This window comes from Streptomyces sp. 8N616 (assembly GCF_052246385.1).
Taxonomy (GTDB): domain Bacteria; phylum Actinomycetota; class Actinomycetes; order Streptomycetales; family Streptomycetaceae; genus Streptomyces.
Window position 1 is genome coordinate 97703 of the sequence record NZ_JBQQBY010000006.1, and the last position, 25501, is coordinate 123203.

At 72.0% G+C, this 25501-nt stretch carries 12 protein-coding genes, 1 tRNA gene and 2 pseudogenes; 9 read left to right on the top strand and 6 right to left on the bottom strand.

All coding sequences use genetic code 11. From position 1 onward, the window contains the following. Positions 1–1317: 1317 nt before the first annotated feature. The 5 genes and pseudogenes from ACTWQC_RS07425 to ACTWQC_RS07445 form a co-directional block, all read right to left on the bottom strand. Entirely contained in the window at positions 1318–2097 is a 780-nt protein-coding gene (locus tag ACTWQC_RS07425; protein ID WP_443314863.1) for a YceI family protein, read from the bottom strand. Between the two features lie 45 nt (positions 2098–2142). Next, positions 2143–2433: pseudogene (locus ACTWQC_RS07430) on the bottom strand (molybdopterin-dependent oxidoreductase); the annotation flags it as partial. 46 nt (positions 2434–2479) lie between these two features. After that, complete coding sequence (locus ACTWQC_RS07435) at positions 2480–3025, bottom strand: hypothetical protein (RefSeq protein WP_443314749.1); 546 nt, start codon at positions 3023–3025, stop codon at positions 2480–2482. Positions 3026–3100: 75 nt separating this feature from the next. Beyond that, positions 3101–3298 (bottom strand): hypothetical protein, encoded by a 198-nt coding sequence (locus ACTWQC_RS07440; RefSeq protein ID WP_443314750.1) that lies wholly within the window; start codon positions 3296–3298, stop codon positions 3101–3103. A 14-nt stretch (positions 3299–3312) separates the two neighbouring features. Then, the gene (locus ACTWQC_RS07445; RefSeq protein WP_443314751.1) at positions 3313–6153 is read right to left on the bottom strand and encodes a BTAD domain-containing putative transcriptional regulator; all 2841 of its coding nucleotides are present in this window, start codon (positions 6151–6153) and stop codon (positions 3313–3315) included. Between the two features lie 1435 nt (positions 6154–7588). Here ACTWQC_RS07445 and ACTWQC_RS07450 point away from each other — a divergent pair. The 7 genes and pseudogenes from ACTWQC_RS07450 (at position 7589) to ACTWQC_RS07480 (ending at position 19987) form a co-directional block, all read left to right on the top strand. After that, entirely contained in the window at positions 7589–9172 is a 1584-nt protein-coding gene (locus tag ACTWQC_RS07450; protein WP_443314752.1) for a carbohydrate-binding protein, read from the top strand. 10 nt (positions 9173–9182) lie between these two features. After that, entirely contained in the window at positions 9183–9878 is a 696-nt protein-coding gene (locus ACTWQC_RS07455; protein ID WP_443314753.1) for an RICIN domain-containing protein, read from the top strand. A 721-nt stretch (positions 9879–10599) separates the two neighbouring features. Continuing rightward, positions 10600–14163, top strand: coding sequence for a beta-N-acetylglucosaminidase domain-containing protein (locus tag ACTWQC_RS07460; protein WP_443314754.1), 3564 nt, complete (start codon positions 10600–10602; stop codon positions 14161–14163). Positions 14164–14290: 127 nt separating this feature from the next. After that, positions 14291–14827: pseudogene (locus tag ACTWQC_RS07465) on the top strand (hypothetical protein); the annotation flags it as partial. Between the two features lie 485 nt (positions 14828–15312). Beyond that, on the top strand, positions 15313–16077 hold the full coding sequence (locus ACTWQC_RS07470) for a hypothetical protein (protein ID WP_443314755.1): 765 nt from the start codon (positions 15313–15315) through the stop codon (positions 16075–16077). Beyond that, entirely contained in the window at positions 16074–18347 is a 2274-nt protein-coding gene (locus ACTWQC_RS07475) for a hypothetical protein (protein WP_443314756.1), read from the top strand. Before ACTWQC_RS07470 ends, ACTWQC_RS07475 begins: the two co-directional genes overlap by 4 nt. Further along, on the top strand, positions 18344–19987 hold the full coding sequence (locus ACTWQC_RS07480; protein ID WP_443314757.1) for a TspO/MBR family protein: 1644 nt from the start codon (positions 18344–18346) through the stop codon (positions 19985–19987). Before ACTWQC_RS07475 ends, ACTWQC_RS07480 begins: the two co-directional genes overlap by 4 nt. Positions 19988–20666: 679 nt before the next feature. Here the strand turns inward: ACTWQC_RS07480 and ACTWQC_RS07485 are convergent. Continuing rightward, positions 20667–20739, bottom strand: a tRNA-Arg gene (locus tag ACTWQC_RS07485). Between the two features lie 283 nt (positions 20740–21022). Here ACTWQC_RS07485 and ACTWQC_RS07490 point away from each other — a divergent pair. Both ACTWQC_RS07490 and ACTWQC_RS07495 read left to right on the top strand, forming a co-directional pair. Then, positions 21023–22732: a dynamin family protein gene (locus ACTWQC_RS07490; protein ID WP_443314864.1), complete on the top strand. Its 1710-nt coding sequence runs from the start codon at positions 21023–21025 to the stop codon at positions 22730–22732. A gap of 4 nt (positions 22733–22736) precedes the next feature. Beyond that, entirely contained in the window at positions 22737–25415 is a 2679-nt protein-coding gene (locus tag ACTWQC_RS07495; protein WP_443314758.1) for a GTPase, read from the top strand. Positions 25416–25501: the final 86 nt, after the last annotated feature.

Below are 25501 nucleotides of genomic sequence, written 5' to 3' on the forward strand. Positions count from 1 at the left end.
CCGATGGCCGCCATCGGTTTTAGTCGTTGGCCGGGCAGCTGGCAGCTGGCAGCTGGCAGCTGGCAGCTGGCTGGGGGCTGGGGGCTGAGGGCTGGGGGCTGGGGGCCGAACGCGGGCGATCGGCGGTGCGGGCCTGTTCCTTCGAGCGCTCTCGGTTCTTGCGCGCCGACGTACGCGATGCGTCACTCGCGTCCCTGGCGCGGTGGAGGTCGTACTTGCTGCTGATGACGACCCGGGTCATTGAGCGAGGGAACAAACGCCACGTATGCCTTGGTAGTTGAGGGAGGGAAGCAGCCGGTAGTTCCTGTGTGCAGGGGGCGTGGTGTTGCGTACGATGGCGGTGCGGAGCCTGCCCGGCATCGAGGGCCGGGTATCCCACGAGCGGGGGATGAAAGGTGCGTGCCCGATGGGGCTCGGTCTGGCGACTGTGGTCGCTGGGGGGATCTACACCGCAACAGTTTCGCTACTGGCTCTGGTCTCTGCTTTCGCGCGTGATTCCGGTCGTCGACGCGAGGCCCGCAGCACATTGGTCCTGCTGGTGCCGGGCCGCGGTTCCCAGGAGGCTGCGGCACCTGCTTCATCGGGGGACTCCTCGTAGATCGACAGGGCGCCCCGCAGAAACCCGGTGACAGCCGGAGGCGCCGGACCATCCTCATGATCACCCGAGGGTGGTCCAGCGCCTACGCGTCCGCTACGCCTGACCCGCTAATGTCCCCCCTGACCAGCAAAAAAGCCCTCCGGGGAGGAAAGCTGACGCGTCGTGCGAGCTGAGCGCTCCCAACTTGTCACAACGCGAGAAGCGAGGTTCTGATCGAGGCGCCCCCGATTGGTCTGCTTCCCGCGCACGCGAAGGTCCGTCGGGACGGATAGCGCGCAGCCGAAGCGCCCACAGTGCCAGGCAGTGATCGCGGGTCGCTGGTCGGCCGCGATGCCGATGATCCGCCGACGCCGGTCCGCCTCGTCCTCGCGCCGCTTCAGGATCCCCATCCGGCTCAGGCCGCCAGCCAGCAGGCTCACTGTCGTCGGTGCGATCTGCAGCCGGGCGGCCAGCTTTGTTCACGGTCATCGGCGGGCGGCCTCACCGCGATCGCCGGCGCCACGGTGGTGGTCGGGCGCGGGCCGGCGTCCGCTGGGTGCTGGGCGGGAGGTCCTCGCTCCGGGGCCAAGTGTGAACGGCCAGGCTCCCGGGGGCGGGCAGGCGGCAAGGGCACCCGCGACGTGTGGAGGAGAACCGAGGGGACCAGACCGCTGCGCCGAGGGGCGGCGCCGCTCGAACTCCGGCACAAACCCTCGTCAGCCAGTGACCTCGAGATCCTCCTACGCCGTCAGTGCTCCCTCGGGCAGGCGGAGGGTGACCTCGATCTCGACTGCGTCGCGGAGTTTGAGGGCACCGAAGAACCCCGAGTACGGCCGGACGCCCCAGTGGCTCTGCACCACACTGGCTGCGGCGCCGAGTGTGTCGTCCTCGCGTTGCCGTACCACGAGGCGGAGGGGATGGGTCTGCCCGGCCAGGGTCAACTGTCCGTCGACCATCGCGCTGCGGTCCTCGATCTCCACGTTCGTGGAGGTGTACACCGTGTGCGGATGGTCGTCGACGTGGAGCACGTCATGCATGGTCTGCTCGATCTGCCGACGGTCGGCATCGGTGAGGGCCTTCACCCCGCCGGTACCCTCCCGTACCCGTAGCGCATCCATGTCCACGCGTACCGACAGCTCCGTCGGGGCCGTGGGATCCGCGGGGACGGTGAGTGTGCCCTCCCACTGCGTCGCCTCGATGACCAGGTCGTGACCGGCTTTCGCCACCAAGCCTTCACGGAGGGTGCGCAGCAGGATACGGCCGGTCCGCGGGCCGAGCTCGTACGTCCCTGCTGCAACAGCCACATTGATCAGTCTATGAACCCTCGCTGAGCTCGTCCATGCAACCAGTTCCGGGCGGCGGTGGGCGAGAGAACGAACCAGGGGGCGGCCGCCCGGCTGTGCCCACCAGGACGCACGGACCCCTGCCTTCCCGACCACGAGCCGTTTCCGCCGGACACGAACACCACGAGTGGGCCGCCGCGGCCCGCCGTCACATGGTGGAGCCACCGTGGCCTGCATCTGGCGCGGTGGCCGCTGCCAGTCCAGTCCGAAGGCGAGCGTCGCCCACCCCGTGATCGGCCGGGACTTCTCCTGGCCGACAGGGAACTTGCCGGGCACGTAGGCGTCACCGTGTTCGGTGAGGGTGACCAGGAAGGGCAGGTCGGTGCAGCGCCTGACGAAGTCGGTGAACCGCGGTGTCGTCTTGTCGACGAAGAACTCCTTGAGGATCACATGCCCCATGGACATGGCCGGCGCCGCGTCGGTACCCGGCCGCGCGGGCAGCCACTCGTCGGCGAACTCGGTGTCGTCCGCGTAGTCCGGGGAGACCACCACGACCTTCTGGCCCCGGTCCCTCCACCAATTCCCGGGGGCCGAGGTGCCGCGGCGCGGTCGGTCGCGGTCACTCGCGGGCTTCGCCCGGCCCAGCGCCCTGGAGGGTCAGCGCGACGAGGTGTCCGGCCCCGGATGCCGCCACGACCATCGTGAGTCCGGGCGCGGGCAGCGACTCGGCCACGTGCAGGAGCGGGGAGACGGCGCCGAATTCCGCGCCGACGGAGGGCCCGGCGGGGTCGGTGAGGGTCACTCTTGCAGAGGCCAGCGACGTGCGGATCGCCGTGTCCACCGGGGTCGCGTCGACCGGCCCGCAGAACCTGTACCGCAGCTCGCCCGGGCCTGCGGCCAGGGCGGTCACCCGTCGTACCGCGGCGGCCAGGGCCGACGGTTGCGGGGTGCCGTCCGCGCGTGCGGGCACGAATCGTGACACCCCGTCAACCACCACTCCCAGCGGTGCGGTCGTGCTCGAGTCGAGCACCAACGCGGCGGCGCCGCCCAGGGCCTGGCCCACGACGGTCTCTTCGGTCGCGGTGGCCAGCACGCGGCTCGCCCGGCCCCGGCGCAGGGCGGCCGCGGCGAAGAGCACGGCCTCCAGGCTTGCGCCAGACCCCACGAACCGCTGGCGAAGCCACTCGTCCGCGCGAAAGAAGCCCGAGATGCCCAGGACGAACAAGCTCAGGGCCCCGGATCAGGCGGTCGTCTTGGCGGCGACCCTGGCGCGCAGCACGTCGCGAACGGCGGGCCACTCGTCTGCGAGCAGGCTGTAGTACAGAGAGTCGCGGCGAGTGCCGTCCTGACGCCGCATATTGCTGCCGTTCAGCGGCGTCCAGCGCGGCGTCGGCCAGGGTGTCGGCGCCCCGGACCTGCGGTTGCGCAGCCACGTCACCAGCCGCCCGCGGCCTACCCCTTGGCCGCATCGGTTTGCGTTTGCGCCTGGTCGGAGGCGTCGAGTTGTTCCTGGACGCGTGTCGCGTCCGTGGCGCGGTGCTGGGCGCGGTACAGCTCCAGGGCCTGCTGCCAGGCGTGGCGGGCCTGGGTGTGCTGGCCCAGGGCGCGGTAAATCTCGCCGAGGTCTTCGAGGCTGCCGGCTTCGTCATGGGGGGTGTTGGCCTTGCGGAACAGGGTGAGGGCTTGGTGGTAGTGGTCCAGGGCCTGGGTGTGCCGGCCGGTGTGGTGGGCGATGTAGCCCAGGCTGTCCAGGGCGCCGGCCTCGCAGCGGTCGTCGCCGAGCCGCCGGGCCAGGTCCCGGGACTGCGTGCAGTGGGCGCGGGCCTGCTCGTAGTGGCCGAGTTGGGCATGGATCCAGCCCGCATTGTTGAGCATCGTGGCCTCCAACGCGGGGTCGCCGAGGCGGCGGTAGAGCTGCAGGGCGTGCTCGGCGTGGGGCAAGGCCCGCTCGGCGTCGCCCTGCTGCGACCAGGAGCTTGCCAGCCCCCAGTGGGCACACGCCTGGCCGCGCAGGTGGCCGGTCTGCTCGAACACGGCGAGCGCTCGACTGAGGTGGCCGCCGCCCTCGGCGTGCTGCCCCTCCCTGCCGCAGGCCCATCCCAGGCCGACGTGGGCCCGGGCTTGCAGGGCGGGGTCGGTGAGGTGCTGGGTGGCGGCGAGGGCGGCCCGCCACATCGGAAGCCGGTCGCGGTGACGACCGTGGTAGAGCTGGAAGGCGTCGAGGGTGCAGGGCAGTTGCCAGGCGGGGGTGTGCCAGTGGTGGTCGGCGGCCAGCTGCTGGGCGGCCAGCAGGCAGGGGTATTCGGCGACGAACCAGGCCAGCGCCTCCTTTTGGTCGGCCAGGGGCTGGTGGAGACAACCGAGGGCGGGCGGGTCCAGTTCGACCGGCATGGCGGGGTGGGGTTCGACCAGGCGGTCGGCTCGGTGGGCGGTGTGCAGGTAGAAGGCGAGCACGCGGCGCAGGGCGGTGGTGCGGTCGGGCTCGTCCAGGTCGCGCTGGCCGCGTTCGGCGGCGTAGAGGCGGACCAGGTCGTGCAGTTGGTAGCGACCCGGGATGTGCTGCCGCAGCAGGTGGGCGGTCTCCAGGGTGCGTAGCAGGGTGCGGGCGCGGGCGGGGGTGCAGCTGGTCAGGCCGGCCGCGGCGGGCAGACTGATGTCCGGACCGGGGGCCAGGCCGAGCAGGGCGAAGGCGCGTGCTGCTTCGGGCTCCAGGGCCTGGTAGGAGGCGGAGAACACGGCGCGCAGGTCGGCGGCGAGGTCCCCGGCGTCGAGTGCGTCGAGCCGGGTTGCGGACTCGGCAAGTTCCGCGGCGAGGTGGGTGAGGGGGAAGTCGGGGTAGGCGGCGGCGCGTGCGGCGATGATGCTCAGCGCCAGAGGAAGTCCGGCGCAGTGCTCCAGGATCGCGGTGACGGCGTCGGGTTCGGCGGCGATCCGGGCCTCGCCGAGGTGGCGGACGAGAAGCTGGCGGGCCTCGGCCTCGGAGAGCGTGCCCAAGGTCAGCGGCCGGGCTCCCTGGGCGGTGCGCAGGCCACTCAGCTGGCGACGGCTGGTGACCAGGACGGTGCAGCTCGGGCTGCCCGGCAGCAGCGGGGTGACCTGGGCGGTGTCGCGGGCGTTGTCCAGCACGATGAGCATCCGTTTGTCGGCGACCAGACTGCGGTACAGCGCGGTCTGGGCGTCGGGGTTCACCGGGACGGCGGAGGGTTGCGCGCCCAGGGCACCGAGGAAGCCCCGTATGGCCACTGAGGGGGGCACCGACTCGCCGGAGGGGTCGAAGCCGCGCAGGTCGATGTAGAGCTGGCCGTCGGGAAAGCGCTCGGTGTGATCGTGGGCCCAGCGCAGGGCCAGATAGGTCTTGCCGATGCCGCCGGTGCCGCCGATCGCTGAGATCACCACCGTGCCGCCGGGATCGGCGTGCTGGTCCAGGGCGGCCGACAACGCGGCCAGCTCCCGGGTACGGCCGGTGAACAGTGCTGGCGGCGCGGGCAACTGGCGCGGTACGGGGGCGGGCACGGTGGCCGGTGCGGACCGGGTGATCACCGTGGGTCCGGTGCGTGGGGTGAGGGCGGGGTCGCCGGTGAGGATCTGCTGATGCAGGCGCTTGAGCGGCGGACCGGGATCGATGCCCAGTTCCTCGGCAAGCCGCCGCCGGGTGCTCGTGTAGCACTCCAGGGCTTCGGCCGTGCGCCCGCATCGGTGCAGAGCGAGGATGAGCTGCCCGGCGAGGCGCTCATCGAGCGGGTGGTCATGGGTGCGATCGCGTAAGCCGGGCAGCAGCTCGGTGTGCCGGTTCAGGCGCAGTCCGATGTCGGCGGCATCCAGCTCGGCGGCGCGACGCTCGTGGCGCAGGGTCTCGCGCAGGGTGTTGGCCCAGGGGGTGTCCACCGTGGCCAGGGCCTCCCCGCGCCACAGGCCGAGGGCCTGCTCCAGCAGGGCTGCGGCATGCTCGTCGTCGGAAGTCCTGCGGGCCTGGGCGACACGGTGGCGGAACCGGTGCAGATCCACCGCCTGCGCGTCACCGGTGATCACATAGCCCGCGGGCCGTCGTGTGATGCGTACCCCGTCGGTGGCGGTCAGGGTCTGCCGCAGCCGGGACAGGTAGCTGTGGAGCGTGCCGCGCTGGACCGGACGGTCCCCCCAGACCCGCTCGACTATCTGATCCACCGTCACCTCATGGTTGTGATCCACCAGCAGCGCTGCCAGCAGCAGCCGCTGCCGGGCATGGCCGAGATCGACCAGACGGCCGTCGACGCGCGCCTCGATGACACCGAGGATCCCGAATTCCACCGCCACTGTGGCCACACTCCTTGCCGATTGGATCTCCGTCTTCCGGATAGTGGGCCCTACCGGCGGGTTCAGCGCGTGTCGGTGGGACATCGAGGAGCGGATTGGTGCGTACCAAGGGGCGCGGGCGACCCTGGGGGGAGTGCGGAAGCGTGTGCGCGCCCCCCGGGATTGCCGTACGGGCCGTCATGCGGGGGGCCATGCGGGCTGTCCTGCGGGCGGACCTGCGGGCGGACCTGCCCTGCCGCGGCACGGCGGTGCCCGGCGCCGGTTCCGCCGCTTTTTGCGGAGACCAACCTCGACTGCCCAAGTCCGTCCTCCCCATGGGGAATCCAGCCAGCGGATATCAAGAATCAGCGAAGTTTTATCCATGGTCGACCGAGCACACTGATGCCGTTTGCCGCTGAGGGGCACCGCCAGGGGCCGTTGATCACGGTCACTCCCGGCGATCCGACGAGGTGAGGAGAAGCAGCCGAGTATCAGGCGTGTGGATCGGATCCTGTCGGCAACCGGATGCAGGAGTCCATCGACCCGAAGCCTGCCGGACACCACCGCCCTGCCGAGCACATCAGGCCGAGCACATGAGAGGGATGAGCGATGCGCGCCCATCGGATGAATCTGCGTGTCTACACAGTGGATGGGAAAGGTGTGGTCGTGCGCGAGGACCCCCGTGTGGAGGTGGCGGCGATCGATCCACCCGCGGCGTCGGGTTGCCAGTCCGCGTGGCCACCGTGCCAGTGCCGACGGGCGGTGGGTCGCCCCTGTCCGCTGGACGAGGAAGGTGCCGACAACGATGCCGCGGACACGGTTCCCGCCCGTCACGCCGAGCGAGCACTCGAAGGCGGGACCGCGACTACGACTACGGATCAACGTGCCGCGACTACGACTACGGATCAACGTGCCGCGACCACGACTACGGATCAACGTGCCGAGGACGGGCCTTCGCTGCTGCCGCGACGGCCGTGATGGCCGCGACGACCATGACGGCGTGAGCGGCTCCGATGGGTCCGCACCGGACGAGCGGGGCAGCGTGAACCGTGCGCAGGCGGACGACGACTGACGAGGAACCGTCCGCGGCCTGCGGCACGACGACGACTGCCGGCAAAGGGCGCGGGGTCCCGGGAGTCGCCCGGGCCCGGTCGGCGGCCATCCCGATCGGCTGTGGTTCCCGGCCGCCGCCCCGTTGGGCCCGACGCCACCCCGGACGCGGACCGCGGCACTTAGTGCTGCGTCATGTCTTAGCTCCCGTACGCCCAGAGCCCACCGGAGCCGCTGGGCCCGCCACTCCCCGCGACCGCTGGCGTTGCTGTCGCCCATCGCGTCCCGATTCGGAGCGGGTCGCGCCCACTCCGGTACACCGAACGCCGCCCCGGACACCGCGAGGCCGGTAAGCGGGCGTGGCCACCGGCGCCTTCCTCTGTCCTACCGCCCCAGGAGAATCACCATGCGGCCACGCCGCGGTCCCCGTTCCGACGATCGCCTGGAGTCCCACTCCGACGCCGAACTGCTCAACCTGGTACGCGAGCGGTGGATCACGGCGTTGCGGACGCTCTACCGCCGTCACTATCCCGCCGTGTTCGGCTATGCCGCCCACTGCGCCGACTGTCCCGCCGACGCGCACCGGCTCGCCCGCCAGGCCTACACCGAGGTGCTCCGGGCGACCGTGCTCGGGGCCGGCGCGGTGTCGGACCGGCGTCACCGGGGCTGCCTGCGATTACGACTGCTGGTCGCCGTTCGCTCCGCGGCCGTGCAGCAGTCGCAGTCGGCCCAGGAGCCCGGGATGTCCCTCACTCCGAGGTTCCGCAGTTGGGTGGCCCGTGGCTGCCAGTGGCCGTTGCACGACAGCCGGTCCCTCATGATCCCGTTCACCAGCCTGCCGGAATCCGCGCAGTGCCTGCTGTGGCACGCTGTCGTGGAGCGAGACGAACCCGCGCTCGTGGTCCGGGTCACCGGGCTGAGCCCGGACCGGCTCGCCCCGATGACCGAGCAGGCCATGGACACGCTGCGCGAGGCCGTCGTCGACGCCTACTCCTACTCCCTGCGCGTCGGCGAGGACTGCCACAAGACCGCCGAGCAGCTGGTGGCCGCGGCGCGGCCGGACGGACTGCCGGTGCTGCGGGGGATCGCACCGCATCTGCAGACCTGTTCCGCCTGCCTGGCCGTCTACACGGACGTGAAGGAGCTGACCACCCGGCTGCAGCGGATGCTGCCGCCCCTGCTGCTGGGGTGGTGGCCGGGAGACGCTTATCGGGCGACCAAGGCGTCCACCGCGCCACCGCAGCACGAACCGCGATTCCTCGAACGGATACTGCTCGGCTCGGACATCAAAGGTCCTCTGCCCGAACCCGCTTCACAACCCGAACCTGATCTCGACCCCGATTCCGTACCCGGATCTCTTCCTGGGCCCGCTCCCGAGGCGGTGCCTGCCGACAGGGACGGCGGGCCCCCCTGGCACGGACCCGGGGCGTCCGGCCGACGGTACCCGCCAGCGGTGCGGTCCGGTGCGCTCGGCGCGACAGGGCTCGCCGCCATGCTGGTCGCCCTGGTGTGCACACTGCAGGCGGATCCGGCCGCGCCGAGCGCTCCGCCGGTGCCTGCCGACACCTACGCGGTGCAGGTCCACACCGCCGCCGGCAGCGGCGAGCACCCGCGGGCCCGTGCGCTCGGCCCCTTCTCCTGGTTGCGCTATGACCGGGTGGACTTCACCGACACCGCGGCGACCCGATTCAGCGCCGGAATCGTGGCCCCCGCCGGCCGGCACGGTGTGCTGGAAGTGCGACTGGACTCGCTCGCCGCACGTCCGGTCGCGATGCTGGCGCCACCGGCCGACGGCTCACTGGGCGAGGTGACCGTCCCGATCCCTGCGACCAAGGGCGTGCACGAGGTGTTCCTGACCGCCCGCTGCTCACCGTCGCTCGCGCCGTGCACCGAGGTGCTGTGGTTCGGTGCGGGCCAGTGGGCGGCCGATCCGTTCCGGACCCGGTCCCTGCACAGGTCGGTACCCCGCACCACCACACCCCGAGGGTAGGAGAGCAACCGTGTTCCACATCTCCCGGCGAGGCGCCGGGAAGCCGCGACGGCCGTCCGCTGCGATCCCGCCGCGCAGCCGCCGCCCTCGCCCACTCGGAGTACTGGCCGCGGTCCTGGCCGGTACGGCTCTGACCGGCTGCGCGGCCGGGCTGACCCGGCAGGACGGCCGAGCCGAGACCGACGACCGGCCGTCCGCCGTGGCCCCGGCCGAGCCCACGCGCAGGAGTGACCGGGCGGGCACTTCAGGCGCCCCGGGCGCAGGCCTGTCCCTGCTCAGCGACGGAGCGGGAGGGAAGTGCCTGACGGCGATCAAGATCCGGGAGCAGGTGCGGCCCGAGGCAGCGGAGTGCGGTTCGTGGCCGACCCAGTCATGGTCCGCCGACCAGGACGGGACCGGACCCCACCGGCTGCGGAACAGGGCCACGAACGCCTGCCTGACCTTCACTCCGCCGTCCTCGTCACACGCGCCCGCCCCCGCGCCGTCACTGCAGGTATGCCGGGCGCACGACGGTTGGCAGCACTTCCACTTCTTCCAGTTCGGCAACTGGCACGGCGCAGATACCTCGATAAGGCATGTGCGTGTCGTCAACGCCGCCAGCGGGCGGGCACTGGAGGTCGGCCCCGACGGAACCTCGATCCTCCAGGGAGGGCCCTACGCGAGCCCGCACCAGGGCTGGCTGATGCTGGTCACCACCTACCAGTGACAACCTGCACGGTGAGACGCTCGGTGCAAGGAGCCATGCGTCCCGCATCTGTCGGCGATTCGCGTTTTCCTCGGTTCCGCCGAAGAGCGCGCGAGTCGCAGATCCTCGGATGGCGTCGCTGGGGAACCCGCCCGCCAACGGCCTCATTGTGCCCCGTTCCGCGGCAGGTTCGCCCTGTGTGTCAGTCAGCCTGTGCATCGCGGGCCAGGCAGCAGCGAATCAAACCACCGGTAGACGCCGGGCTCGCCATCCTGGCCAACCGCCTCCAGCGGTGCGCGCTCGACGTCCCGCAGGCGGAGAGCGAGGGCGACCCGGAGCCGTCGGCGATGGAGGCGGCGGGCAATGCCGCGTTGCGGGCGCGAACCTGATCGGCGCCTATCTCAACAGCGGCGACGACCGCGACGTCCGCCAAAGCCTCGACGCCGCATAAGCGTTCATCGCCGAAGCCCTACCGGTCTGCACGCCGCCCGCAGCGAGCACACGGAGGGCGAGGATTAGCAGACGTCAATGTGCGGGTCAGCAGGATTTCGGCGTCGACACACCCATTGACAACGATGTCTGAGCGTGGTCTAGTCCACTCCCACCACCGGTACCTGACTCTGCCGCCCGGTTCGCCCCTCGGACTGCCCTGGCGGCGGGAGGAGGCCGCACCGTGTCCCTCGGCCGACCGAGATCCCTGAGATCTCTGATATCCCCGAAATCCTCGGCTTGCTGGCATCCGTTGCGGTCCCGCGGAGCCTTCATCGCCACCCTGGTGCTGTCTCTCCTGCTCGGCACTGGCCTCTCCTCCGGCACGTCCTCCGGCGTCCCCTCCGGCGTCCGCTCCGCCGCCCCCACCGGCGTCCGCTCCGCCGCACCACCGACCGCCACCGCCGGCCGCACCGCCGCGCTCGACACCAGCGCAACCGGCGAAACCGGCGAATCAGACACTCCGACCGTGTACCCCGCACCCCAGTCGGTCGAGAGGCGTTCAGGCGTCGTACGCATCCCGTCGGCAGTCACCCTCGTCGCCAATGCCTCGACCGACTCCTCCGCCCTCGCCGTCGTCCGGGACGTGCTGGAGCGCGCGGGCGTGCGTACGGTCCGGCAGGTCGTCGACGAAGCCGACGAAGGTGATGCGAGCAGCAGCGGCCTCACGGTCCACGTGGGTGGCCGGGGCGAGGACGCCGCCACCGCGGGCGCCCTGAAAGCCCTGGGCGTCAAGGGCAGCGAGGGCATGACGACCGCAGAGGGGTACGTGCTGGCGGCCGGCAAGGGCCAGGACGGCCGGGCCCGCATCGTCCTCGACGGGGTCGACGCCGACGGCACGTACTACGCCGCCCAGACGTTCCGTCAGCTGGTGCACCGCACCTCCGACGGCTCTGCCATGGCGGCCACGGAAATCCGCGACTGGCCGTCCTTGCGGTGGCGGGGCGTGGTCGAGGGCTTCTACGGACCGCCGTGGTCCCATGACCAGCGGCTGTCCGATCTCGACTGGTTCGGCCGGCACAAGATGAACATCTACGTCTACACGCCCAAGGACGACCCGTTCCTGCGGGCCGAGTGGCGCAAGCCGTACCCGGCGGCGGAGCTCGCGCGCATCGAGGAGCTGGTGAAGCGCGCCAGGACCGACCACGTCGAGTTCAGCTACGTGCTCTCGCCGGGCCTCTCCGTCTGCTACTCGAAGCAGTCCGAGGCCGAGGCGCTGGCAGCCAAGTTCGAGTCGCTGTGGTCGATCGGCGTGCGCACCTTCGTCGTGGCCTTCGACGACATCGACTACCAGCGGTGGAACTGCGAGGAGGACCGGGCCGAGTACGGCACGGGGCCCGCGGCCTCGGCGGCGGCCCAGGCGCACCTCGTCAACACGATCCAGCGCGACTTCATCGCCACCCACGCCGGCGCCGAGCCCCTCCAGACGGTCCCGACCGAGTACTGGGGCACCAGCAAGACCGACTACACCCGGCGGATCGCGAGCGAGGTCGACCCCGAGGTCGTCGTCCAGTGGACCGGCGTGGACGTGATCGCGCCGAAGATCACCCGCGCCGATGTCACCGCCGCCCGCGACGTGTTCGGCCATCCGATCCTGCTCTGGGACAACTACCCGGTCAACGACTACGTCCAGGGCCGCCTGCTGCTCGGCCCGTTCGTCGGCCGCGAGTCCGGTCTGTCCGAGTCCGTCACCGGGCTGACCGCCAATCCCATGCCGCAGGCGCAGGCGTCGAAGACCTCCCTCTTCACGGTCGCCGACTACACCTGGAACGACTCCGCGTACGCCCCCGAGCGGTCGTGGGCGGCGGGCCTCGACGAGATGGCGCGCGGCGACGACCGCACGGCCGCCGCGCTGCGCGCCTTCGCCGACGTCAACCACTCCTCCCGGCTCGACCCGCGGCCCGGGCCGCGGCTGTCCGCCGAGCTCGCGCGGTTCTGGCCCGCCTGGTCCGCAGGCGAGACCGCCGCGGCCGATCGGCTGGGCCGAGCCCTGAGCGAGGTGCGCGACGCTCCCGTGGTGCTGCGCGACCGCCTGAACGACCCCTGGTTCCTGGCCGAGACGAAGCCGTGGCTCGACGCCACCCGCGCCTGGGGCAAGGCGGCGGTCACCGCGCTCGACATGCTGGCCGCCCAGCGCGAGGGCGACGGCGCCGAGGCCTGGGCCAGTCGCCAGGCCCTGCCCGGGCTCGTCGAGAAGGCCAAGTCCTTCACGTGGACCGGCCTCGACCCGAACCGCAAGGTGATGGTCGAGATCGACCGGCCCCTGGAGGACTTCGTCCAGGACGCCCTGGCGGAGAGCGACAGGTGGCTCGGGATCTCAGAGGTGAGCCCCACCACCAACCTGCCGCCCCTGGACGGCCGGTTCCCGGCCACCAACATGATCGACGGCGACCCGGAGACGTACTTCTGGGGCGCCGCGGGTGCCCAGCCGGGGCACCACGTCGGCGTCGACCTGGGCAGGGTCAAGCCGGTCACCGGCGTCGAGGTGCGGATGGCCAAGAGCGACAGCCCGGATGACTACATCCACACCGGCGTCGTCGAATACTCCGCCGACGGGACCACGTGGTCCAAGGGTCCGGCCTTCTCAGGCGATCCGACCGTGAAGGTGGACCTTCCCTCCGGATCCACCGCACGGTACGTACGGCTGCGGGCGACGCAGGCGCAGAACAACTGGGTGGTCGTCCGGGAGTTCACGATCCACCGTGGCGATGCGGCCACCGTCTCCGGAAGTCCCGGTCCCGCCACCGGTGGCGCCTTCGCACGCGCCGCCGACGAGAACCTCGGCACCGCGTACGAGGCGGCCGGCGCACCGGCACAGGGCGATGCGCTGACGGCTGAACTCCCTTCCGGCCGTCCGCTGCGCACGCTCCTCGTCCTGCAGCCCGGCAGCACCACCGCGGGGGCGGAGGTCCAACTGCGCACCGGGACCGGCTCCGCGGCGCGCTGGACCGGCATCGGCCGGCTCTCCGGCCGCGGCTACAGCGAGCTGTCCGCCCGCGACCTGGCGGCCACGGCCGTGCGGCTGGTCTGGGCGAAGGGCTCTCCGGCACCGCGGGTCACCGAGATCATCCCCGCGTACGCCGACGCTCCCCCGGCCGACCTCACCCTCACACCGCTCGCGCTCGACCTCGACACGGGCGACCGCAAGAAGGTCACGGTGACCGTTGCCTCGGCCCGCGCGGAGGATCAGCGGGTGACGGCCGAGGCGGACCCGCCCGAGGGCATCACCGTCGCCCCCCACAGCCGCGAGGTCGTCCTTCCCCGCGGTGCCAGGGCCGACTTGACCTTCGAGGTCAAGGCCGCGGCCGATGCCACCACCGGCACCCACCGTGTCCCGATGACCGTGCGCAGCAAGTACGGGAAGGCGACCACCGCGCTCTCCGCGAACGTCTGGCAGCGCACCTCGGACACGAACGTGGCTCTCGCTTCCCAAGGCGCGGTGGCCGAGGCCTCGCAGGTGGAGGACAGCCTGCCTCAGTTCGCCGCGGACAAGGCCATCGACGGCGACGTCTCGACCCGGTGGTCCTCCCCGTGGTCCGACGACCAGTGGCTCCAGGTCAAGTTGGCCACCCCGCAGCGGGTGGGCAGGGTGACCCTGCGCTGGGAGGCCGCTCACGCCGCCGCGTACGAGATCCTGACCTCTCCGGACGGCGAGAACTGGGACACGGCGGCGACGGTGACGGACAGCCGGGGCGGGACGGAGACAGTGCGGCTGGACGCACCGGACACCCGCTTTGTCCGGATGCGCGGACTCGCCCGGGCCACCGGGTTCGGCTACTCGATCCACGAGTTCGAGGCGTACCCGGTCGCACCGTAATGCCCTATTGATCCAACACGGGCCACCGGCCAGTCGCGATCGGTCCATCGGCAGGGCCATGGGTGCTTGACACGGTTCGCGCACCCGGTTCAGGCAACGTTGTTAAAACGCCCCCAAGGAGTGGGCCATGCGACTCCCGGCGACCCGGATACGTGCAGGGAGCGGCGGGGTTGGCAGCCGCTCTGAAACAGTGGCCGTGCTGGCCGGCGCGCTGCTGGCCGGTGACGCGCGCGGCGGCGGCTACGAGCCCAGGGTGCTGCTCGGGCCGGTGCGGGCCGTCGCCGCACCGGCCGACACCCCGGCCGCGCTGGCGAATCCGTCCATCGGTACGCAGAACTTCGGCAACACCTTCCCCGGTGCGAGCGCGCCCTTCGGCATGGTCCAGGTCAGCCCGGACACCGGCGGCCAGGGCGGCTACGACTACAAGCAGGACAAGATCCACGGGTTCAGCCAGACCCACCTCTCCGGCGTCGGCTGCGGCGTGATGGGCGAGCTGCCCATCATGCCGACCACAGGCGCGGTCGACACCGTGGACCCCGACGAGTACCGCTCGGAGTACTCGCACGACGACGAGAAGGCCGAACCCGGCTACTACCGGGTGGGCCTGAACAAGCACGACATCGAAGCCGAGCTCACCGCCACCGAGCGCACCGGCTGGCAGCGAACGTCAGGCCGACGAGGCCCTGACCCTCTTGCTCGCAGACTGGTCAGCTAAACGCTCGTCCGCCGCTGCGCTGGATCGTGGCCTAACTGGGCCCGACCGGGCGGCAGAGTGAGCAGCAAGACGCGCTGGATTTCGCGTACTGCCAAGCAAAGACGGTGGGGAAGATCAGAAAGCATCAGTCTCTGCCGGTCAGGGCGCGATCCGCGCCCTGACCGGCGCAGTGCGCTCCCAACTTGTCACAACGCGTAAACCGAGGTGCTCATCGAAGCACCTCCAGAGCCTTCTCCCGGCGCACGCGAAGGTCCGTCCGGCGCCGGTCCAGACCGCGAGGAGTAGCTGCAGTTCACGGGCGACCCGGTAAGGGACGTCATATGTTACGTGTTTGACATCACTCTTCGGGGAAGGCGAACGCGCGTGGCGGTCAGGGGAGTTGGGGGCGGACGTTGATCAGATCCCGGGCAGTGCCTACGAACGGCCTTTCCCCCGTGTACGACGAGACAGGTGCCGCGTCCGCGCGTTTCCTCCGGTGGCTGACCGGCGAGACCGGCGGCGTCGTCGGGAACCGAGTGCCCAGCGCCGAATACGCACCCCATGAGCGGTGCAGCCTGGAACTGGTCGAGGGCGTCGTGGAACGCCTGGCCGCACTCGGCTGGATAGCCGTGCACAACGACTCCGGTGCCGTGCCACCGCTGGTCAGCCCGACCGGCACGGGGCTCGCGGAGGTGCGGGCCTGGGACGAGGCGTACGCCGATCGGGACACCCGGCGCCGGTACGCCAAGGCTGCCCTGTTCGCCTGGTGGGACCGGGCCGGGCGACACCAGAGGGGCGAGCCGAACCCCGAGGACTTCCTCTGGGCCCGGGAGGCCTTCTACTGCGGCCGGCGGCTCGAGTTCGAGGACCTGGAGTACGCCAAGGACCATCTGGACCTGCCCACCCCGGTGCGCATCGGCGTCGCGGAACAGGGCGCCGGGGTGTTCCTGTCCTTCGAGCAACTGGCCCTGCTCGTACAGGCGTCCCGCCCCGACCTGTCGGAGACCGACAGCGAGGTGCGACAGGTGCGCGAGCTCGCCTGGGCCCTGACCGAGGCCTCCCAGCGCGGTGCCGAGCCCGACGCGGGCACGCTGCAGCGCTTCCTGCAGCACAGCGGCGACCTGGTACAGGCCGGTTCCAGGTCGGTGGGTTCGGTGGGCAGGGACATGGCGTCCGGCCTCGTGTCGGAGATCATCAACTCGATGCTGAGGCTGGGATGAGCGCCCCCGCGGGCCCCGCACCCGGGGCAGAGGAGCAGATTCCGGAGGCGTACGCGCGCCAGCCCCTGCTGCGGCAGCTGGTGCCGCGCCTGGTCGGCCTCGACCGCGACCATCACCGCAGACGGCGGCACCACGAGTTCGGCGAGGACCTGCCGGTGGTGCTGCTCAGCGGGCGGCACGGCACCGGCAAGAGCGCACTGCTGGGCGACCTCCAGCAGGCCTACGCGCCCGATGCGGGCCCCTGGCCAGGGCCGCGCGTCCCGTTCGCGCGGATCAACTGCGCGACACTGGAGGAACGGGCCAGGGTGGGCCCGGAGATCTCCAACAACTCCTACGCGGTGGAGGTCCTGGCCGAGCTCGTCACCCAACTGTCCTGTCATGTCGCGGGGTTCGGGCGGCTCCGCTTTCCCCGGACCACCGCCGGGCTGCTCGCCGTGGTGTCCGCCCGGCGCCCCGGCAACGACGACGAACTGCGGGTGGCCGACCGGCACACGGCTGCCCTGATGGGGCCCCCGCCGGGCGAGGGCCCGCCCCCCACCTGGGACACGCTCTTCCGCGCGGCGCTGCCCGCTTCCCCCGAGGGCGTCTCCCCCGACCCCGCGGCGTTTCCCGAGGCGGCCGTGCGTACCTATCTGGGGAGGCAGTACCGATGGCGCTCGCGCGGACTCGCTTCCCGCCATCTGGTCCGCTGGTACGAGAGCTACCGCAGCGAGGCCGACAACCGGCTGCGCGGCATGCCGCCGGGCGCGGCCGCGCAGCCGCAGCCGGTGCCGGCAGCGGAGCGCGCGCAGGCCGTGGCCCGGCTCTGCCAGGAGTTCCATCAGGGCCGCGGATTCCGGCGCGGCGTCGAGCGCATGCTGATGGCCGCGTTTCTCGCGGATGTGCGCTACGGGCCCTTCCGGCGCGCGAACCGCGCCCCGCGTCCGCTGGTCCTCCTCGACAACGCGCACACCGACGTCGGCCGTGACTTCCTCGAACTGCTCCTGGAACAACGGGCGCTGCTCAGCCGCGGCGCCCGCGACCAGCTTGTCGTGATCGCCACCGAACTGCGCGGCGATGAGAGCCCGGCCACCCGGGACGACAACCCCGACGAGGAGAACGACCCCTACCCGGCCGCCGCGTACCGGTCGCTGCACGAGGTCGGCACGAACGCCAGGTGGACCCGGCCCGGCACCGCTCCCTCGGCGGGCGTGCTGGTCCTGCCGCTGCCGCCGTTGGACACGGAACACCTGGAGAGGATGCTCCAGCGCGACGACCGGACCTCCTTCGACCCGTACATCGCCACCGCCGTACACGATCTGACCCGAGGCCACCCCATGGGGGCCCGCCGGCTGTGCGACGCCGTGGTGCACAAGGCGCGCACCGAGGAGTGGGTGGCGGCCGAGGAACTCCTCGACCTGACCCATCCCGGCGGCACCGGCGAATCCGTCATCTGGCGGCTGCTGAACACCCTGGTCGGCAGCGAGAACCACGACGAGCTGTGCCTGTTCTCCCTGGCCTGGGACCGGGAGGCGGCCGAGCAGCTGGCCGAGCGGTGGGTGCCGCGCCGGATCGACGGCCTGGCCGCGGCCGACGGTGCCGCCGCCCAACTGGAGCGGGAGCGCTGGTCGCGGGGAACAGGTAGCCGACCGTTCATCACGGATCGTTTTCTGCGCGCCCTGCTGGTGCATCAGATGCGCAGCGGGCGCGGTGGCAGCGGGGTGGACTGGTTCAGAGCGCACGCACTGCTCGCCGAGCACCACCGGCAGCGGGCCGTCGGCCGCTCGGGGCAGGCGGAGCGGGACGAGCGGTCCCGTTCCCTGTGGCACCGACTCGCCGGGGGAGAGGCGCAGGAGGTCGTCGACTGGCTGCACGCGGAGTTCCTCAGGGACGATGGTGACGCGGTCGACTGGCTGCACATCCTGCGCACCGTGGCGCATGCGCCACGCCCGCCGGGGGACGTCTGGTTCGAGCAGTGCCAAGAGGTCGCGAAGGGCCGCCGGGACCGGCTGCAGCTCCAGGCGGATCCGGGAGTGGGGCTGGAGAAGCAGGCCGTCAACCGCCTTCTGCACGCTCTGTGGTTCGCGGCGGACGAACTGGCGGAGGCGGACCGGACCCTGGCCGACCGGATCGGCCAGGACCTGTCCTTCCTGTCCGCCCAGCATCTGACCGGCCGCGCGGTGCTGGCCCAGGCCGCCGTCCGCTGGCCGCGCGCGGTGCGGGACGGCGAGGACTGGCCCCTCGACCGCCGCTGGCAGGGCGACCAGCCACGAACGGCAGGGGGGCGATGAACGGGATGGACCGCAGAAACTGGGCCTGGCTGCCGGGCCGGCTCCGCTTCCGGGTGCTCGGCCTGATCGATGTGGTGGCCCTGTGGGCCCTGGTCGCCGTCCTGGTGGGGGCAGGCGCCTGGTGGGGCCTGGACACCTACCAGGAGCACCGCGACTACTGCACCCAGGATCAGGAGCTGCGGCGCGTGGGCGACGGCGAGGAGTGCATCGGCGTCACGGCCGCGGCATACCCCTTCGACCAGGACCTCGCCGACGTCCTGGGCCGGATCGAGGACGAGAACGAGGCGGCACGGGAATCGGGTAAGCCGGTGGTGAGCGTCGCCGTCATCATGCCGTACAGCTCAAGGACCCCCGGCGCGGCCATGTCGAAAGACCTGATCCGGCACTCCCTCCAGGGCGCCTACCTCGCCCAGCTCGGCCACAACCACGGGCCCGCCACCGGCGACACCGCCGTCCAGCTCCTCTTCGCCAATGTCGGCGAGGATCTGAGCCACTGGCGGACCGTGAGCGCCGAACTGGCTTCCCGGCGCGACGGCGAGAGCCCCCTCGTCGCCGCCATCGGCCTGCCCAACAGCGACGCCGCCACGCTCGCCGCCGTGCGGCGGGGACTTGGGCCCGCGCGGATCCCGGCCGTCAGCGCGGTGCTCAGCTCCCGCGAGATGGAGCACCCCTACCTGTTGAAGGTCTCGCCCTCCACCGACCAGCTCGTCGACGCCCTCAAGCGCTATGTGAGCGCGAACAAGGTGAATCGCGAGGACACGTTCATGATCGCCGACGAGCGGGACGACAACTACGTCGCCAACCTCCGCCGTGTCTTCCGCGAGGAGTTCGGCGCGCAGTACGGCATCACCGACGACGAGGTGCAGCGGCGGACCGAGACGTACCAGGGAATCAAGGGGCCCGCGGAAGGCACACCGCAGATTTTCCGGCGGGCCGTGTCCGCGATGTGTGCGGTCGGCGCCAGGACGGTGTTCCTGGCAGGCCGTGACGCTGACCTGCCGCCCTTCCTGGAGACCGTCGACCGGACGCGTTCCTGCGACCGGGGTCCGCACGACGAGCCGATGCGCATCCTGCGGGTCAGCACGGGCCGCGACCCGGTCACCGAGACCGCCGAGATGCGCGCGATCGCCGAGCGGAACAACCTCGAGATCGTGACCGCGGCCGCGGTGGACGCACCCCGCTGGCGTGCGGCCAGGAGCGGTGACGAGCAGGTCCCCAAGGCCTTCGCGCTCTTCGCCGACTCCTACGACCGGTACTTCGGCGAGGAGAAGAACGACGCCCTGGGCGACGGCTACGCCGTGATGTACCACGATGCCCTCACCGCCGTGGGCACCGCCGTGGTCGCCGCCCGGGACAGCGGCATCAACCCCGTGGACCACCACGACGTCTACGACGAACTGCGCAGGGGCAGTCCGCTCGAACACTGCGCCGCGGGCTGCGTACCGGGGGCGAGCGGCGTCTTCACCTTCGCGGACGAGAGCACCGGGACCGACGAGGGCGCCCGGCACGCGGCGCCGACCGGGCTGTGGCCGGTGTGCAAACCGGTACCCGTGGTGACCTTTCCGAAGGAGCTGCGCAGTAGGTCGCCGCTCTACCGGACCTATCAGGAGCAGGGGGAGAACACCTGCCCTCGGCCGTGATCCGGCGGCGGGCGGAGCCGGAACCGGGCGCGGCTCCCCCGCGGCCGCCCCACACAGGGTGGGTAAGTGACGGCGCGTTGCGGATTTGCTGATCAGTAAGCGCCGAGGAGCCATACCGTTGGCGCCATGCCGTCTCAGCTGGTGTCTTGCCGACGTCGGTGGTTGCCCCTTCTGGGGCGCGAGGGCTGCTCGCTGGAGGCCGGCCACGAAATCAAGCAGCAAGGGTCCACCAGCAGATCGCGGCCCGCCCCGTCCTCGACAGGGTTGCAGGGCACCGCGGGCTATTGCCTGTTCCTCCATGAGTCCGAGCTGCGTGTCCACCCGTGACTCAGCAGTGTGATGGCGGCATGAAGAAACAACAGCAGCCGCGGCGATGCACCGGCACGGTGAGGGTTCGCGCACCCAGCCACTCGTACTCGCTGCTCCTCGAGTCGTACCGCTCACTGCCGAGCAAGAACGACAGGCCGTGGAGGCCCTGACCCACTTGCTCGCAGACTGGTCAGCTAAACGCTGTCCTCCGCTGCGCTGGACCGCGACTCAACTGAGCCTGACCAGGCCGCCGATTAGACACCAGACACGCGAAATTCTGCGTACTGCCAAGTAAAGGTCCCGGCCGGGAGATCAAAAACCATCGATCTCCGCAGGTCAGGGCGCCTCTGGCGCCCTGACTGGCAGAGCGCGCCCCCGGCAGGACTCGAACCTGCGGCCAAGCGCTTAGAAGGCGCCTGCTCTATCCACTGAGCTACGGGGGCCGGGTGTGGCTGGATTGGCCTGGACAAGGATAGGGCTCCGCATGCCTCATCCCGGTTGCTTCACCTCCGTGACACGTTGTGGAGGTTCCGTGAAGCGGTCCGATAATCGCAGGCAGGTACGAATCCTGCACCGTTTTTCGCGCCCCCGGCATGCGGTGTTGTGCACTCGTTATGCCTGAGCCCCGGGCGTCACACGCGTACCGCGTTGCTCCGGTCGGCGCGCAGGGGTCAGCATACGCTTCAAAAAGGCGCCAAAATTGGGCATTCTTCGCATGTGGCGATCTTGGACGTACGGCCTCAGATGCTCGAAGCACTGTCCGCACTGCGCGACCGTGTCGCCGCCGCACGCTTTCCGCTCGCGCTGCCGGGCGCGGCTCGGGCCCGGCGTGACCGCGCCGAACTCCTCGCTCAGCTCGACGACTACCTGATTCCCCGGCTGCACGCCCCCGACGCCCCGCTCGTCGCCGTCATCGGCGGATCCACCGGCGCCGGGAAGTCCACGCTCGTCAACTCGCTCGCGGGTCGCCAGGTCAGCGCGGCCGGGGTCCTGCGCCCCACCACCCGTACGCCGGTGCTCGTCTGCCATCCGGACGATCACCACTGGTTCGCCGGGCAGCGGGTGCTGCCCGGCTTCACGCGCGTGTGGACGCCGACCGTGCCCGGGCGCCACCCCGGACCCGGCGCCATGAAGGACGGGAAAGGCCTCGCGGGCGGTGCCGCCGGCAACGGCTCCGGCGCCTACGACCCGTATGAGACGTACGACGACGAGAGGTACGGCGAAGAGCCGGGCGCCGCGTCCGACGGCGGCCCGCCCGCGCTGCGGATCGAGACCGTCGACACCGTCCCGCCCGGCCTCGCCCTCCTCGACGCCCCGGACATCGACTCCCTCGTCTCCCGCAACCGCGAGCTCGCCGCCGAGCTCATCTGCGCCGCCGACATCTGGGTCATGGTCACCACCGCGACCCGGTATGCCGACGCCGTGCCCTGGCACCTGCTGCGCACGGCCAAGGAGTACGACGCCACGCTCGTCACCGTCCTCGACCGCGTACCGCACCAGGTCGTCACCGACGTCTCCCGGCAGTACGGCGCGCTGCTCGACAAGGCCGGGCTCGGGGACGTACCCCGGTTCACCATCCCCGAGCTGCCCGAGTCCACGGGTGTGGGCAGCGGACTCCTGCCCGCCAGCGCCGTGGCCGGCCTCTGGGAGTGGCTCGTCCGGCACGCCCAGGACCCGGGCGCCCGCGCAGCGGCCGTGGCCCGCACCGCGCGCGGCGTGCTCGCCTCGCTGAACGCCCGGCTGCCCGGGCTCGCCGGAGCGGCCGCCGCCCAGCACGCGGCCGCGTTGCGGCTGGCGCACTGCGTCGAGGAGGCGTACGCGCAGGCGGCCGATCGGGTCCGCCGGGACATCGTCGGGGGCGGGGTCCTCGCGGGCAACGCCCTCACCCGCTGGCGCGGCTACCCCCAGGACAGCGGCGCCGCCGAGTTCCTCGACGCCCTCGCCGACAGCCTGACCGCCCTGATGTGCTGTGCGATCGCCGACGCCGACGAGCGCACCGAGCGGGCATGGCGCGCGGACCGGGCGGGCGCGGGGGCGTACGAGCCGGCCAGCGCGCCCGCCGCGGGCGCCGCCGCCCGGATCGGGGTCGCGGTACGGCGCTGGCGGCGCTGTCTCGAGGAACTGGCCGACGAGGAGGTCCGCGCCCTGGAACGCCCGGCGAACGCGGACCCCGACCGGACCGCCGTCCTCCTGGCAGCGGTGCTGCTGGGCGCGGACCGGGGTCGTGCGGCGGGGGAGACCCTCGCCGAAACACTCGGCGCACAAGGCGCCGTACGGCTCCGGGACCGGGGCGGGCGGCTGCTCGCCGAGTGCCTGGACGGACTCCTGAGAGGCGAGCGCGACCGCCGCCTGGCCCCGCTGGACGCCCTGGACGTCACCCCCGAGCAGCAGGCCGCACTGATCGCCGCGCTGTCCGTACTGCAGAAGGAGAGGTGACGCGGTGACCTCCGCCGCCGACCGCCCAGGCGACCCCCGGCGTCCGTCGGACCGCCCAGGGCACGGCTCCGGCCCGGGCCTCGGCACGGGCCCTGGAACTGGACCTGACCGCGAGGCCGTCGACCCGTATCTGTATCCCTATCCCTACCCATACCCGTACCCGGCGGGCGGAGCCGTGGAGCCACCGCCCGCGCAGTGGGCCGGACTTCCGCCGCTGGAGGGGGCCGGGGCCGCGTACGGGGCTGGGGGTGAGCAGCCTGCGTACGGGCGTGAGCCTTCGTACGGGCCTGGGGCCACGTACGGGCATGGGGGTGCTGACGCGGCCGCATATCAGGGCTCGGCGGCGTATCAGGACTCCGCCGCCTATAGGGGCGGCGGTCACGCGCCCCTTCACGCGCCCGCGCCTGGCTACCCATATGCGCCGGAGTACGCGCCCGCGCCCGACTACGCCCCCCCGCCGGGTACGGAGCCGCGGGCGGTGGAGGGGTACGCGGAGGGCAGCGCGCCACTCGCCGGTCCCGGCCCCGGCCCGGGCCCCGGCCCCGGCACCGAAGGGGGCCCCGGTCCCGAAGGGGGCCCCGGTCCCGACCCCGAGGCCGAGCAGACGGGACCGTGGGACGACGGCCTCATCGCCAGACGGGCACGGGACGCGGCGGACACCGCGTACTACCGCGCGGCCCGGCGGACCGAATCCGGCACCTCTCTGTGGGAGAGCGACAACACCTCGCCCGGACGCCCGACGGCAGAGCCGCATCCCGGCACAGGCCGCTCTGCACTCGCGCATGGCACGCCCGGCGCCCCGCATCCTCCGTATCCCTCGCATCACCGGCATCCCGCCCAGCGCGTCGGCTTCAGCCGTGCGCTGCGCCAGCGGCTCGAGGCACTGCGCGAGCTCGTCGGCCTGTCGCGCGCCCGCATCGACGCGCGGGCGCTCGCCGAGCCCTCCCGCGTCCTGGAGGAGGCGGCCGCCCGGCACCGGCTCTCCCTCGACCACACCGTCGTCGCCATCGCCGGGGCATCCGGTAGCGGTAAGTCGACCCTCTTCAACGCCCTTGCCGGAGCCCCTCTTTCGGAGGCGGGCGTTCGCCGGCCGACCACCTCGGCGGCCATGTCCTGCACCTGGTCCGAGGGCGCGGACGGGCTGCTGGACCGCCTCGGTATCCCGCCCCGGCTGCGCCGCCGCCCGCAGCGGGTGCACGACTCGGCGCTGCGCGGACTCGTTCTGATCGACCTGCCCGACCACGACTCGGCCGTGAGCGGGCGGCGGGAGCAGGTCGACCGGCTCCTGGGACTCGTCGACGCGGTGGTGTGGGTCGTCGACCCGGAGAAGTACGCGGACGCGGTGCTGCACGAACGCTATCTGCGGCCGCTCGCCGGGTACTCCGAGGTCACCTTCGTCGTCCTCAACCAGATCGACCGGCTGCCCGGGGACGCCACCGACCAGGTGCTCGACGACCTGCGGCGGCTGCTGGACGAGGACGGGCTCGCGCTCGGCGAGCACGGCGAGCCCGGGGCGGCCGTTCTGCCCGTCTCCGCCCTGACTGGCGAGGGAGTCGGCGAACTCCAGTGCAGAATCGGCCAGTTGGTATCGGAGGGCACGGCCGCCGAGCGCAGGCTGGTCGCGGACGTCGACGGCGCCGCCGAGCGGCTGCGCCCGGTCTACCTGGCCGACGGGCGGCCGGGGCTCACCGAACAGGCGCGCGCGGACTTCGAGGACCGGCTGGCGGACGCGGTGGGCGCGGTGGCCGCCGGGCAGGCGGCGGAGCGCGAGTGGCTGCGGTACGCGGAGCTGGCGTGCGGCGCGCCCTCGGCGCGGCTGCGCCGGTGGTACGAGGTGAAGCGCTCGTCTGCGCGGGCCCGGGGGCGGGCTCGCGACCGGGCCAAGGATCCGCTCTCGGGCACGGTCCCGGCGTCTGTGTCCACGTCTGTGTCGACGTCTGTGTCTGCGTCTGCGTCTGCGTTGGCATCGGGTTCGGGTTCGGGTTCGGGTTCGGCGTCGATTCCGGCTCCGGCTCCGGGCTCGGCTTCGGCTGCCAGGGAGGCCGTAGCGGGCAGGGGGGCGCGCGTGGGCGTGGGCACGGGGGGCGCTGTGGGCGTGGAGGCGGCGATCGGGGCCGGGGCGGTGCAGCAGGCGCCGCGCACCGCCCGCGCGATGGTGGAGCAGGCCGTACGGACGCTGGCCGACGAGGCGTCGGCAGGGCTGCCGGTGGCCTGGTCCCAGGCGGTGCGCGAGGCCGCGGTCCGCGGCGCGGAGCGGCTGCCCGACGCGCTGGACCAGGCGGCCACCGTCCAGGCGGCCGGTACGGCGCGGCCGTCGGGGCCCGGCTGGTGGTCGGTCGCATCGGTGCTGCAGGGCCTGCTGCTGGTGCTCCAAGTCGTGGGCGCACTCTGGCTGGTGGCGTCCGTGGCGAGCGGCCCCGGTGACGGCTGGATGCTGCCCGCCCTGCTGATGGCGATCGGCGTGACGGGCGGGCCCGCAGTGGCGTGGGTCTGCCGGCTGGCTGCTCGGGGCCCGGCCCGGCGGTACGGGCAGGAGGCGGAGCGGCGGCTGCGGGATGCAGCGGCGTCGTGCGGGCGGGCGCGGGTGCTGGAGCCGGTGGCAGCGGAGCTGCTGCGCTACCGGGAATTGCGGGACCAGTACCTGGTCGCGGCGGGTGGTCCCACACACGCGACGCTCCTGTAGCCGGGTGTAGCGGGAGTCCTCGCGGGAGCCGTGCTGTCGGGCAAGTCACCCGTCACGGTGACGGAGTTGTCCACAACCGGTTGTCC

Excerpts from the sequence above, each read along its gene's own strand:
- ACTWQC_RS07480 (WP_443314757.1), top strand. The coding sequence starts at position 18,344 with ATGAACGGGATGGACCGCAGAAACTGGGCCTGGCTGCCGGGCCGGCTC.
- ACTWQC_RS07475 (WP_443314756.1), top strand. The coding sequence starts at position 16,074 with ATGAGCGCCCCCGCGGGCCCCGCACCCGGGGCAGAGGAGCAGATTCCG.
- ACTWQC_RS07425 (WP_443314863.1), bottom strand. The coding sequence starts at position 2,097 with ATGCAGGCCACGGTGGCTCCACCATGTGACGGCGGGCCGCGGCGGCCC.
- ACTWQC_RS07450 (WP_443314752.1), top strand. The coding sequence starts at position 7,589 with ATGCGGCCACGCCGCGGTCCCCGTTCCGACGATCGCCTGGAGTCCCAC.